The sequence below is a fragment of the Variovorax sp. Soil_C_39 genome (genome assembly GCF_057656815.1).
On record NZ_JBDGJQ010000005.1, the window covers coordinates 484431 to 496484 of the forward strand.

The 12054-nt window shown below is 67.8% G+C and carries 11 protein-coding genes; 2 read left to right on the forward strand and 9 right to left on the reverse strand.

What is annotated here, in order from left to right:
- Window positions 1-10 precede the first annotated feature (10 nt).
- From gorA to AC3A6J_RS16620, 5 genes are all read right to left on the reverse strand, one after another.
- Window positions 11-1372, reverse strand: coding sequence for a glutathione-disulfide reductase (gene gorA / locus AC3A6J_RS16600; protein ID WP_487861058.1), 1362 nt, complete (start codon window positions 1370-1372; stop codon window positions 11-13).
- A 66-nt stretch (window positions 1373-1438) separates the two neighbouring features.
- Window positions 1439-3220 (reverse strand): DUF6600 domain-containing protein, encoded by a 1782-nt coding sequence (locus AC3A6J_RS16605; protein ID WP_487861059.1) that lies wholly within the window; start codon window positions 3218-3220, stop codon window positions 1439-1441.
- Between the two features lie 148 nt (window positions 3221-3368).
- Window positions 3369-5327, reverse strand: a complete 1959-nt coding sequence (locus AC3A6J_RS16610) for a TRAP transporter large permease (protein WP_487861060.1) — start codon at window positions 5325-5327, stop codon at window positions 3369-3371.
- The gene (locus tag AC3A6J_RS16615) at window positions 5324-5944 is read right to left on the reverse strand and encodes a TRAP transporter small permease subunit (protein ID WP_487861061.1); all 621 of its coding nucleotides are present in this window, start codon (window positions 5942-5944) and stop codon (window positions 5324-5326) included. The genes AC3A6J_RS16610 and AC3A6J_RS16615 overlap by 4 nt, the downstream gene beginning before the upstream one ends.
- A gap of 95 nt (window positions 5945-6039) precedes the next feature.
- The gene (locus tag AC3A6J_RS16620; RefSeq protein ID WP_487861062.1) at window positions 6040-7155 is read right to left on the reverse strand and encodes a TRAP transporter substrate-binding protein; all 1116 of its coding nucleotides are present in this window, start codon (window positions 7153-7155) and stop codon (window positions 6040-6042) included.
- Window positions 7156-7305: 150 nt separating this feature from the next.
- Between AC3A6J_RS16620 and AC3A6J_RS16625 the strand changes: the two genes are divergently transcribed.
- Complete coding sequence (locus AC3A6J_RS16625; RefSeq protein ID WP_487861063.1) at window positions 7306-7737, forward strand: rhodanese-like domain-containing protein; 432 nt, start codon at window positions 7306-7308, stop codon at window positions 7735-7737.
- A 328-nt stretch (window positions 7738-8065) separates the two neighbouring features.
- Here AC3A6J_RS16625 and AC3A6J_RS16630 read toward each other — a convergent pair whose 3' ends face one another.
- The gene (locus AC3A6J_RS16630; protein ID WP_487861064.1) at window positions 8066-8743 is read right to left on the reverse strand and encodes a nucleotidyltransferase domain-containing protein; all 678 of its coding nucleotides are present in this window, start codon (window positions 8741-8743) and stop codon (window positions 8066-8068) included.
- Between the two features lie 84 nt (window positions 8744-8827).
- Window positions 8828-9301 (reverse strand): peptidoglycan-binding protein LysM, encoded by a 474-nt coding sequence (gene lysM / locus AC3A6J_RS16635; RefSeq protein ID WP_487861065.1) that lies wholly within the window; start codon window positions 9299-9301, stop codon window positions 8828-8830.
- Between the two features lie 134 nt (window positions 9302-9435).
- On the opposite strand from lysM, the gene AC3A6J_RS16640 reads away from it, so the two are divergent.
- Window positions 9436-10218: a type III pantothenate kinase gene (locus AC3A6J_RS16640; protein ID WP_487861066.1), complete on the forward strand. Its 783-nt coding sequence runs from the start codon at window positions 9436-9438 to the stop codon at window positions 10216-10218.
- Window positions 10219-10230: 12 nt separating this feature from the next.
- On the opposite strand, the gene AC3A6J_RS16645 is transcribed toward AC3A6J_RS16640, so the two are convergent.
- Both AC3A6J_RS16645 and AC3A6J_RS16650 read right to left on the reverse strand, forming a co-directional pair.
- The gene (locus AC3A6J_RS16645) at window positions 10231-11046 is read right to left on the reverse strand and encodes a crotonase/enoyl-CoA hydratase family protein (RefSeq protein ID WP_487861067.1); all 816 of its coding nucleotides are present in this window, start codon (window positions 11044-11046) and stop codon (window positions 10231-10233) included.
- Window positions 11047-11068: 22 nt separating this feature from the next.
- Window positions 11069-11917 carry a 3-hydroxybutyryl-CoA dehydrogenase gene (locus tag AC3A6J_RS16650; protein ID WP_487861068.1) on the reverse strand — a complete coding sequence of 283 codons (849 nt, stop codon included), beginning with the start codon at window positions 11915-11917 and terminating at the stop codon, window positions 11069-11071.
- Between the last annotated feature and the right edge of the window lie 137 nt (window positions 11918-12054).

Genomic DNA, 12054 nt, shown 5'->3' on the forward strand with positions numbered 1-12054 from the left:
GCGCCGACAGCTAACCCGGCATCGGCTCGCGCATCGTCACGAACTCTTCGGCCGCGGTCGGGTGGATGCCGATCGTGCTGTCGAACATCGCCTTGGTGGCACCCGCGCGCATGGCCACTGCGAAGCCCTGCACGATCTCGCCGGCATCGGCACCCACCATGTGCAGGCCGACCACGCGGTCGCTCGCCTTGTCGACCACCAGCTTCATGAAGGTGCGCTCGCTGCGGCCCGAGAGCGTGTGGCGCAGCGACTTGAACTCGCTCGAGAAAACGGTGACCTCGCCGAACTTCACGCGCGCGCCAGCCTCGGTGTAGCCGCAGATGCCGATGTTCGGATGGGTGAACACGGCGGTCGGGATGTAGTCGTAGTCGAGTTTGCGCCGCCCCTGACCGAACAGCGCATCGACCACCACCATGGCCTCGGCGAGTGCCACCGGCGTGAGCGGCACGCGCGTGGAGACGTCGCCGACCGCGTAGATCGACGGAACCGAGCTGCGGTAGTGCGCATCGACCTCGATCGCGCCGTGTTCGCCGAGCGCCACGCCAGCGGCTTCGAGCCCGAGCGCCTGGGTGTTCGGCACGCGGCCCGTGGCGAAGAGCACGGTGTCGGCCTCGATCTCCTGGCCGCGCGCCAGCGTGACGACGACGCCGCCATCCGGTGCCCGCGCGATCGAGGCGGCCTCGCTGTTCAGGCGCACGTCCACGCCGGCCTTGCCCATCTCTTGCGCGACGAACTGCCGCACGTCGTCGTCGAAACCGGTGAGCAGGTGCGCGCGCCGGTGCAACTGCGTGACCTGGGCGCCGAGGCCGTTGAAGATCGAGGCGAATTCGCACGCGATGTAGCCGCCGCCGACCACCAGCAGCCGCTTCGGAAAAGGCTCGAGGTCGAACATGTCGTCGGAGGTGGCGGCCAGCGCGCGGCCCGGGATGTCGGGCACGAAGGGCGTGCCGCCGGTGGCCACCAGCAGGTGGCGTGCGGTGTGGCGCCGGCCGTCGACCTCGACCGTGTGGGGGTCGACGAGTTGCGCCCAGCCGGTGATGAGGCGCACGCCCGCGTTCTTCAGCAGCGCGGCATACACGCCGTTGAGCCGGGTGATCTCGCCGGCACGCTGCGCCTTCAGGTGTCCCCAGTCGAAGCGCGGCGCCGCCGGCAGCGTCCAGCCATAGCCTTCGGCTTCCTCGAACGACTCGGCGTAGCCGGCCGCGTAGCTGTAGAGCTTCTTCGGGATGCAGCCCACGTTGACGCAGGTGCCGCCGAGCGCGGCGGCCTCGGCCAGTGCGACGCGCGCACCCAGCTGCGCGGCCATGCGCGCGGCGCGGACACCGCCGCTGCCGCCGCCGATGACGAAAAGATCGAAGTCGAATGTGGCCATGGAAAGACGCTCCTTGCTGCCGACTGTAGCCGGCGGCTGGGGCGTCGGTCGCGCGGGGCGGCGAACTCAGCGGTCGGGCGAGGTCATGAGACGACGCCGCTCGTCGCTGCTTCGGCCCGGTGCCACCGGTTGCGGCTGCGGTGGCTGTACCCCGGGTGCGATGAAGCCGCGCTGCTGCTGCATCGCGCGAACCTGGGCTTCCTGCGCCTGGCGCATCGCGTTCTGCTGGGCTTGTTGCTGTGCCTGGAGCTGCTGCTGCGCCTGCACCGCGCGCTGCTGCGCCTGCTGCTGCTGGCGTTGCATCTGCTGTTGCGCCAGCGCCTGCTGCTGCGCGGCGCGCTGTTGCTGCTGCAGCACCTGCTGCTGTTGCTGCTGCAGCACCTGCTGCTGTTGCTGCCGCTGAGCCTGCACCTGTTGTTGTTGTTGCTGCTGCTGCTGCTGCACCTGCAACTGCTGGGACTGCTGCATCTGCCGGGCCCGCCGCGCCTGCTCGAAGCGCCGCTCCTGCTGCTCGCGCTGCATGAGCTGCGAGGGCGGCGCCACCGCGGCCGGCCGGCCGAAGCCGGCGCCGAAGTTGTGCAGCGGCACGCCGGGCATCGGCACCACCGGTCCGCGCATGAAGCGGTCGTCGGGCTGCCGCACCAGGTCGCGCCGGCCGAAGGCGCCGCGGCCGAAGCGCTCGGCCGGCAGCACGCTGACAGCGCCCGGCATCTGCTGGTTGGAATAGAGGCCGCTGCGCAGCTCGGCCTGCCGATCGCGCGAGGCCGCCATGCGGTTCACGCGGTCGATGTAGCCGGGGCTTGCACGGTAGCCGGGACGCCACGCTTCGCCGGGTGCGAGCGGGAACCAGCCCACGTCGCTGCGACCGTCGACAAAGCCGACCAGCGCAGGCGAATACACGGGCCGCGCCGTCGAGCGGCCCGGCACCCAGCCCCAGCGCGGGCCCACGCGGGTCCAGCGGCCGTAGTGGAACGGCGCGAAACCCCAGGGCGCCGCATCGACCCAGGTCAGGCCCCAGGGTGCGATGTTGACCCACTGTCCGTCGCGATAGGGCGCCCAGTCGGCATCGACACTGCGCGGGAACCAGACGGCGCCGTGGCCGGGGTCGTTCTGCCAGTCGCCGTAGGCGTCGAGCTGCTGGTAGCCGACCACCTCGCGCGATACATAGCGCGCCGAGACCGACTGGTCTTCCAAGCGGTTGCGCTCGGCCACCCATGCGTCGAAGCTGGCGTTCGGGGGCGGTGCGCCGCTGGTCTGGAGGTTGCGGCCCGAGACGGTGAGTTGCTGGCGTGCGTCGAGCCGTTGCGATTCGCCGTTCTCTCCGTAGAGCGTGGCGCGGCCCGAGGCGACCGCGATCCAGGTGCTGTCGGCGTTGGGGTTGGCCGAGATGCGGTACTCGCCCGGCGCGTCGATCACCACCGCGAGGTTGCCGGTGTCGATCTCGAAGCGCTGGCCGGCGATGTCGTCGCGCACGCGCAGCTGCAGCTCGCCCTGGTTCGCGGTCAGGCGCACGGTGTCGTCGTCGAGCTCGGAGAATTCCACGTGCGACTGGCCGTCCATGCGCAGCGCCGTCGAGCCGATGTGGACCTCGGCGCGCGCGGCACGGTCGGTCCAGATTCGGTCGCCGGTGGTCAGGGGGCGGTTCGGCTGCGCGTCGTACCAGCGCTCGTCGCCGGCCGGCGCGAAGCTCACGCTGCCTTGCTGCTGGGTGAGGCGCGCCACGCGGCCTGGCGGGTCTTGCTGCGCGGTGGCGGCCGCGCCGAGGCACAGCAGCGCAAGGCCGAGCAGCCATCGGTGCAGCGGGCGTTGAGAAAGAAGGGGAAGAGGGGAGCAGCCGGAGCGGTTCATTGGGTTGTCTCTGGTGGGCCGGACGGGCACCGGCGGATTCTGTTGCAACGCGCGAGAATCCGCCGGCGCCGTCAGCGCAAGCCGACTGCTTGGTGAAGCGCAGGTACATTCGGCAACCGCATGTAATGCGGACCACCGAATGGCCTGCTTACTTGTACAGCAGCTGCGGCAGCCAGAGCCCGATCTGCGGCCAGATGTAGAGCAGCACGATCGCAAGGATCTGGATACCCATGAAGGGCAGCATGCCCAAAAAGATCTGGTTCAGCGTGACATGCGGCGGGCTCACGCCCTTGAGGTAGAAGGCCGCCATCGCCACTGGCGGTGACAGGAACGCGGTCTGCAGGTTCATCGCCACCAAGAGGCCGAAGAACAGCGGATCGACGCCGAAGTTGTCGAGCAGCGGGATGAAGATGGGCATGAAGATCACGATGATCTCGGTCCATTCGAGCGGCCAGCCGAGCAGGAAGATGATGACCTGGCTCAGGATCAGGAACTGCACCTTCGTGAGGTTCATGCCGAGCACCCATTCCTCGACCAGCGCCTGTCCGCCGAGCAGCGCGAACGCGGCCGAGAAGATCGCCGAGCCGACGAACAGCCAACACACCATGGCCGAGGTCTTGGCCGTGAGGAACACCGATTCCTTGAGCACCGCAAGGTTGAGCCGCCGGTAGGCTGCGGCCAGCAGCATGCCGCCGAGCGCGCCCATCGCTGCCGCCTCTGTGGGCGTGGCAAGGCCGAGCACGATCGAGCCGAGCACCGAGAGGATCAGCAGCACCAGCGGGAAGAACGAGCCCAGCAGCATCTTGAAGATCTCGAGCCGCGCGAAGCTCAGGAACAGGTAGAACAGCGTGGTGAGCGCGCCGAAGATGGCGAACATGGCCCACCACCAGGTGGGCGCGGGGCGCACCGAGGCGCCCTCGGCCGGCTGTGCTTCGGCCGCGGCCGCAGCGGCGGGTGCCGGCGGCGGCGCAGCGGCACCGGGCGGCTCCGCGAGCGGCGCCGAGGCTGCGGGTGCCTCGGCCGAAGGCGGCTCCTGCAGCCCACCCTCTGCCGGCGGTTCCTGGAGGCCGCCGTCCGTGGGCGGCTCCTGCAGCCCGCCCGCGGTCGCCTCTTCCGGCGCATTGCTGCCGCGCGTGGCGCCGATCTCCTGGATCTCGTAGCGCTCCTCGGCTTCGACCGTGGTCACGGCCTTGTAGCTGAACCCTGCAAGCAGCAGGAACACCACGCCGGGCAGCGCGACGATGCAGAGCTGCCGCAGGATGTGCGAGAACGGCACCTCGGCATTGCGCCGGCCCTTCAGCAGCCCGACCACCGCATGGGCGGCGGGGCTGTCGGCCAGGCGCTGCGAGAGCGGTGGCAGAGGCACCGCGCGTTCCGCCATCGACAGCGGTGGCGCCCACTGCGGCTTGAGCCGCGCGATGAGAATCACGTACAGCACGTAGAGCGTCGCGAGCATCAGCCCCGGAAAGAATGCACCGGCATAGAGCTGCACCACCGAGACGCCGGCCGTTGCGCCGTAGACGATCAGCAGCACCGACGGAGGGATCAGGATGCCGAGGCAGCCGCCCGCAGTGATGGCGCCCGCGGCCAGCGGCACACTGTAGCCCGCGCGCAGCATCGATGGCAGCGCCAGCAGGCCCATCAGCGTGACCACCGCGCCGACGATGCCCGTCGCCGTGGCGAAGATGGTGCAGGTGATCAGCGTCGCCACCGCAAGCGCACCCGGCAGCCGCACGAGCGCGAGGTGCAGGCTCTTGAAAAGCGACTCGATGAGGTTGGCGCGCTCGACCAGGTAGCCCATGAAGACGAACAGCGGCACCGCGATCAGCACGTCGTTGGCCATGGTCTTGTAGGCCGACTGCACCATCAGGTCGAGCGTGCGGTGCCAGTCGCGGTCATAGGCCAGCCAGGTGAAGAGCATGCCCATGCCCATCAGCGTGAAGGCGGTGGGAAAGCCAAGCATGATCGCCACCACCACGAGCGAGAGCATCAAGAGGCCCAGGTGGCCGTTGGTGATGGTGTCGGCGCTCAGCAGCATCGCGGCCGCGCCGGCGACGATCAGCGCCATGAAGGAGAGGCCGAACCAGAGTTCGCGGCGGATCGTCATCGCGCACCCTCCCTGGCCGCCACCACGCGGTCGAGCGCGGCGATGTCCTCGTCCTTCACGTGCACCATCTGTTTGAGCTTGTCGACATCGACCTCTTCAACGTCGGCCTCACGCGAGGGCCAGGCGCCGGTCTGCAGGCACAGCACGCAGCGGATGATCTCGACCAGCCCCTGCAGCAGCAGCGTGAAGCCCGCGAGCGGAATGACGAACTTGAATGGATAGAGCGGCAGCGGGTCGGCCGAGAAGGTCTGCTCGCGGATGGCGAGCGACTCGCCCGCGTAGATCCAGCCGGCCCAGGTCAGCGCCACGATGCCGGGCAGGAAGAAAACGATGTAGAGCACCAGGTCGAACAGCGCCTGCGTGCGGGGGCGAAAGAAGCCGTAGAGCACGTCGCCGCGCACATGGCCGTTCTTCGACAGCGTGTAGGCGCCCGCGGTCATGAACATGGTGCCGTACAGCATGATCTGCATGTCGAGCACCCAGGCATGCGGATGGTTCAGCACGTAGCGCGAGAACACCTCCCAGCTGATCAGGAGCGTGAGCAGCAGCGCACACCAGGCGAAGGTCTTGCCGACCCAGGTCGAGAAGCGATCGACGGCCAACAGGAAAGATTGCATCGAGAAGAACTCCTGGCTGCGGCCGGCGCAGCATGGATGTGCATGAAACAGGGAGGGCACCGTGCGGTGCCCTCGGGGTCAACGACGGATCGCGTTCAGGATTTTTTCGCCTTGGCGCCGAAGTAGTGGTTGTAGGCCATCTTGAAATCGACCGTGTAGTCGTTCTGCCACTGGCCGGCGCGTTCCGCGAAGGCTTTCTGCGAGTCGAGCACCTTCTTGAACATCGGGTTCTCCTCGGCCTTCTTGGCGATGGTCTTGTCCCACGAGGCGAGCTGCGCGCGCAGGATGGCATCGGGCGTCTTGTAGAACTTGACGCCGGCCTTCTTGAGTTCGATGTAGTCCTGCGAATTGCGCTGGATGGCCTTCCAGCTCATGTCGGCGCTCGCCGCCTGCACCGCGTAGTCGATCATCGACTTGAGCTCGGCCGGCAGCGCCGCGAGCTTGCCCTTGTTGAACAGGATCTCGAACTGCTCGCCCGACTGGTGGAAGCTTTGCAGCATGCAGTTCTTCGCCACGTCGGGAAAGCCCAGCACGCGGTCGCTCGAGGCGTTGTTGAACTCGGCCGCATCGATCAGGCCGCGGTCGAGCGCCGGCACGATCTCGCCGCCCGGCAGCGGGTTGACGGCGGTGCCCATGTCGGTGAACACATCCACCGCCAGGCCGACGGTGCGGAACTTCAGACCCTTCATGTCCTCGGCGCGCGCCACTGGCTTCTTGAACCAGCCGAGCGGCTGTGTTGGCATGGGGCCGTACAGGTACGACACCACGTCGAGGTTCAGGCTCTTGTAGATCTCATCGATCAGCGCCTTGCCGCCGCCGTAGTTGTGCCAGGCCAGGATCATGTTGGCGTCCATGCCATAGGTCGGTCCCGATCCCCAGAGCGCGAGCGCCGAGTTCTTGCCGTACCAGTAGGCGACCACGCCATGGCCGCCGTCGAGCGTGCCCTTGGCCACCGCGTCGAGCAATTGGAACGCGGGCACCACCGAGCCGGCAGGCAGGACCTCGATCTTCAGCCGGTTGCCGGCCATGTCGTTGACCTTCTTGGCGAAGTCCTGCGCATATTCGTGGAAGATGTCCTTCGCGGGCCAGGTGCTCTGGAAACGCAGCGAGGTGGTCTGCGCCATGCTGACCATCGGCGCCGACATCGCGCCCGCGGCCACGGCCGCGCCCTTGAGAAGATTGCGGCGGCGAGGCGATTTGCTGTCTGTCATGTGGTTGTCTCCATGTAGATTCGTTCTGGAAAATCCAGACCCCCATCTTTTGTGTGACATGTAAGCGAGACAAACAGGGTTTTCACGAACGGGTGAGCAATTGAGGGGACCACGCTGCGGGTAACCCCTGCCGAACGAAAGGATGCAGAAATGAGTGAACCGAATGGGGAAAAGCGCGCGGCGAAGCCCGCCGAGGGCTATGCGGGCGACGTCACGCCCGCGCAGGCGGCGCAATGGATGGCGAGCGGCGAGGCCGTGATGGTCGACGTGCGCAGCGACGCCGAGCGCGAATGGGTCGGCTTCGTCCCCGGCGCGATGCCGGTGGCCTGGAAGCAATGGCCGGGTATGGCGATGAACCCGGGGTTCGAGGACGGCGTGCGCGCCGCGGCCGAGGGCGGCAAGCGGCTCGTGCTTCTGTGCCGCAGCGGCGTGCGCTCGGTCGCCGCTGCGAAGCGCGCTACCGAACTGGGGCTGGAGGCCTACAACATCCTCGAGGGATTCGAGGGCAATCCCGACGAGAACGGACATCGCGGGCATCTGGGCGGCTGGCGCATGCGCGGGCTGCCGTGGCGGCAGAACTGAACTCGCGAGCGCGATGAGGCCGACGGGCTTGTCTCTGCGCCCACCGAGCGCTCATGGTCGAGGCAGGAGCGCGGGGCGGTGGGCATGGAGCCAGTCTTCGGCTCCGGCCAGCAATTGCGCGGCCTGCTCCCAGGCTCTGAATGGCCGTCTGGTGGTGACCCGGCTGGCTCGTGGACGTGCGGTAGCCGTTGGCCCACAGGCCCAGCATCGCGCATTGCATGATGCATTTGTAGGCCGCATCGAATCGGTTGTCGGTGCTGACCTGCGCAACATGCGCGTCGGCCAGGTTCCGCCGCGCCGCCTGAAGCAGCTGGCGATGCCCGCGCCGTCAGGCTGGTGGGCCTGCAACCGCCCGATCACCAGCAAGTTTTGCAAGCTCATCGGCTCCTCCCTTCACAAACAACTGTGGCTTGGCGAGTATGTCGCGCGCAAATGCATCGCCACTGCGCGCGCGTTGCGCAAACTCCTCGGGCGTGTAGAGCACCGTGTTCACTTCGCGGCCTAGCGCTGCGTGCAGCGGAAACACCGCCTGGGCCAGCGTCATGAAATTTACGCTGCCCAACACCAGCAGGTCCACGTCGCTGCCCGGCGAAGGCGTGCCGCGCGCCACCGAGCCGAACACCAGCGCCAACTGGATTTGCGCATCGAGCGGCGCCAGCGCTTCGCGCACGGCGGGTACCACCCCGTGCGTCTTGCGAAACAGCGCCGCCAGATCGTCGAACAGAGGATGGCGCGTGTTGGCGTTGTAGCGAACCTGGTTGCCCTGCTCGCTGCGCAGCAGCAGGCCGGTGCGCACCAGCTTGTCCACCTCGCGCGCGAGCGTGCCCGCATGGCTGCCGGTCATGCGCGCAAGTTGCCGCAGATGAAAGGTCGACCCAGGCTGCAGCAGCAGCACCGCCAGCGCGCGCTGCCGCGCTGCGGGGAACAGAAGGTCCATGAGGGAGGAATCGTTGCTCATCAGGCGACGATTGTTGCTAAAAAAGCGACGATCGGCAAGTGCTGCCAAGGGTATGCAGCTCGAACTCGCGGCGAAAACAAGAAGGCCCACGGCATGCCGCGGGCCTTCGTGGGAGAAGCAACTGAGAGAAGCTCAGGCGAGCGGCGGAATGCGCAGCTTCTGGCCCGGATAGATCTTGTCGGGATGGCTCAGCATCGGCTTGTTGGCCTCGAAGATCTGGTTGTACTTGTTGGCATCGCCGTAGTACTTCTTCGAGATGGCCGAGAGCGTGTCGCCCTTGACCACGTCGTGGTACTGGGCCGGCGGGGCGGGCGGCGCGGCGAGGTTGTTCTCGACGCTCGTGACGTTGGCCACGTTGCCCGCGGCGAGCGCGGCCTTCTCGCTGGCTTCCTGCGAAGGCGCCTTGCCTGCAAGGGTGACCACGCCGCTGCTCGCGGTGTAGGTCACTGCGAGTTCGCTGAGGCCGAGGTTCTGCGTCTCGATGTAGGTCTTGATGGCGGCAGCGGCGGCCTGGTTGGCGTCGGGGCCCTCGGGTGCGGCGGCATGTGCCGACGATCCTCCGAACAGCTTTTCCCCGGCTTCCTTGATGAAACTCAGCAAACCCATGATTTTCTCCTTGCGGCCTGGTTGGATGGAATCGCGAATGTACCGGTGAAACGTGGCAGCCGCGAGTAGGCCCGTGCCGCGTATGGGACTGTCAGGCCAGCTGGACTAACAACAAAGTCGCAATAATGCCGCGCATGGCCTCCCCTTTCCTCGCGATCGACATCGGCAACACCCGCCTGAAATGGGCGCTCTACGATGCCGCGCTTCCGGGCGCTGCACTGCTCGCACATGGCGCCGAGTTCCTCGACCACATCGAGCGGCTGGCCGACGGCCCCTGGGCCGAACTGCCCGCGCCGGGCGCGATGCTCGGCTGCGTGGTGGCCGGCGATGCGGTGCGCCGCCGCGCCGAGGAGCAGGTAACCGAACGTTTTTTCGACTGCGTGCCGCGCTGGGTGGTCGCGAGCGCGGCCGAGGCCGGCATCGTCAACGGCTACGACCATCCGACCCGGCTCGGCGCCGATCGCTGGGTGGCGATGATCGGCGCGCGCCACCGCACGCTGGCCGCGGGGCCGGCCCGGCCGATGGTGGTGGTGCTGATCGGCACCGCGGTCACGGTCGAGGCGGTGGACGCGAGCGGCAGGTTCCTGGGCGGGTTGATCCTGCCGGGCCACGGCATCATGCTGCGCGCGCTCGAGTCGGGCACCGCCGGCCTGCACGTGCCGACCGGCGAAGTGCGCGAGTTCCCCACCAACACCAGCGACGCGCTGACCAGTGGCGGCACCTATGCGATCGCCGGCGCCGTCGAACGCATGGTGCAGCATGTGCGCTCGCACTGCGGCGCCGAGCCCGCCTGCTACATGACGGGTGGCGCGGGCTGGAAGATGGCGCCCGCGATGAACGGGCATTTCGAACTCGTCGACAGCCTCATCATGGACGGGCTGCTGGTCATCGCGCGCGAGCGCGACAGCAGCGCCTGACCGCGCCGGACCTCAGCGGCCGCTGAAGCGCGCGGGCCGGCGCTCAACGAAGGAGCGCACGCCTTCGGCCGCATCCTCGCTGTTGGACAGGCGCTTCTGCGTCTCAATGAATTCCGCCACGGCCGCGAGGGGCCCCTGCTCGACCGCCTTGATCGCATTTAGCCGCGTCGCGACCACCGCGAGCGGTGCCTGCGCAGCAATGCGCTCGGCGATCGCCAGCGCCGCATCGAGTTCCTGTCCCGCGGGCACCACCTTCTGCACGAAGTGGAGGCGATAGGCTTCGGCGCTGTCGAACTCGTCGGCCGTGAGCAGGTGCAGCATCGCATTGCCCAGGCCCGCGCGCTCGGCCATGCGCAGCGTGGCGCCGCCGGTGGCCATGATGCCGCGCTGCACTTCCATCTGCGAGAAGCGGCAGTTGTCGGCCGCCACCACGATGTCGGCGCCGAGCATCAGCTCGATGCCGACCGTGAAGCAGATGCCCTTGACCGCGACCACCATCGGCTTGGTGCGGCGGCGGTAGCCCGCGAGCCCGAAATCGTGCGGCTCGACCAGGCCCTGCGGAATCGCCTTCTCGCCGCGCTTCATGTATTCGGTGACCGCCGGCAGGTCGAGGCCGGCCGTGAAATGGTCGCCGAACGCATGCAGCACGCCCACGCGCAGTTCGGGGTCGTCGTCGAGCCGGGTGTAGGCCTCGGCCAGCTGCCGGAACATCGGCGGCGTCCAGCCATTGCGCTTGGCGGGACGGTTGATGCCGATCAGCAGCACGTGGCCGATCACCTGGGTGTCGATGCAGCCTTCGGCGGGCGGGGTGGTGGGAGCGATGGTCATGGTGCGGTGCCTCCGTGTTCGCTCAGTACGTGTAGACGCCGCGACCGGTCTTGCGGCCCAGCTGGCCCGCGGCCACCATTTCCTTCAACAGCGGGCAGGGGCGGTATTTCGAATCGCCGAACTGTTCGAGGTAGACCTCCATCACGGCCAGGCAGACGTCGAGGCCGATCATGTCGGCCAGCGCGAGCGGCCCGATGGGCTGGTTGCAGCCGAGCTTCATGCCGGCGTCGATGTCTTCGGCGGTCGCGATGCCTTCGGACAGCACAAAGAAGGCCTCGTTGATCATCGGCACCAGGATGCGGTTGACCACGAAGCCCGGCGCGTTCTTCACCGTGATCGGCGACTTGCCGAGGCGCTCGGCGAGCGCCTTGACCGCGTCGTGCGTGGCGTCGCTCGTGAGGTAGCCGCGGATCAGCTCCACCAGCGCCATCATCGGCACCGGGTTGAAGAAGTGCATGCCGATGAAGCGGTCGGCGCGCGAGGTGGCGGCCGCGAGCTGCGTGATCGAGATCGACGAGGTGTTCGACGCGATGATCACCTCGGGCGCCAGCATCTGGTCGACCTGCTGGAGGATCTTGAGCTTGAGCGCGTGGTTCTCGGTGGCGGCCTCGATCACGAGCTGCGCGCCCTTCAGGTCTTCGTAGTTCGTCGAGCCCTTCACCAGCGCGAGCGCGGTCGCCTTCTGCCCGGCCGTGAGCTTTTCCTTCTTGATCAGCCGGTCGAGGCTGCCCGAGATCGTGGCCAGGCCCTTGTCGACCGCCGCCTGGGCGATGTCGACCATCACCACGTTGACGCCCGACACGGCGCAGGCCTGCGCGATGCCGTTGCCCATCGTTCCGGCGCCGATGATGCCGACAGTCTGGATAGCCATGAGAGAACTCCTTCAGGAAAGACGAAAAACAGAGAGAAAAGGGGGGTGCGCGACTGCGGCCGCGCCGAGCCTTCCATTGTGAAGCAGCACCCCGGCGGAGCCGTTGCCGCGTGTGACACGGCCGGCGCGGGTGGCTT

Bases quoted from the DNA above. Each gene is read 5' to 3' on its own strand.
- AC3A6J_RS16605 (WP_487861059.1), bottom strand. From the start codon at position 3,220: ATGAACCGCTCCGGCTGCTCCCCTCTTCCCCTTCTTTCTCAACGCCCG.
- AC3A6J_RS16610 (WP_487861060.1), bottom strand. From the start codon at position 5,327: ATGACGATCCGCCGCGAACTCTGGTTCGGCCTCTCCTTCATGGCGCTG.
- AC3A6J_RS16640 (WP_487861066.1), top strand. From the start codon at position 9,436: ATGGCCTCCCCTTTCCTCGCGATCGACATCGGCAACACCCGCCTGAAA.
- AC3A6J_RS16645 (WP_487861067.1), bottom strand. From the start codon at position 11,046: ATGACCATCGCTCCCACCACCCCGCCCGCCGAAGGCTGCATCGACACC.
- gorA (WP_487861058.1), bottom strand. From the start codon at position 1,372: ATGGCCACATTCGACTTCGATCTTTTCGTCATCGGCGGCGGCAGCGGC.
- AC3A6J_RS16625 (WP_487861063.1), top strand. From the start codon at position 7,306: ATGAGTGAACCGAATGGGGAAAAGCGCGCGGCGAAGCCCGCCGAGGGC.
- lysM (WP_487861065.1), bottom strand. From the start codon at position 9,301: ATGGGTTTGCTGAGTTTCATCAAGGAAGCCGGGGAAAAGCTGTTCGGA.
- AC3A6J_RS16615 (WP_487861061.1), bottom strand. From the start codon at position 5,944: ATGCAATCTTTCCTGTTGGCCGTCGATCGCTTCTCGACCTGGGTCGGC.
- AC3A6J_RS16620 (WP_487861062.1), bottom strand. From the start codon at position 7,155: ATGACAGACAGCAAATCGCCTCGCCGCCGCAATCTTCTCAAGGGCGCG.
- AC3A6J_RS16650 (WP_487861068.1), bottom strand. From the start codon at position 11,917: ATGGCTATCCAGACTGTCGGCATCATCGGCGCCGGAACGATGGGCAAC.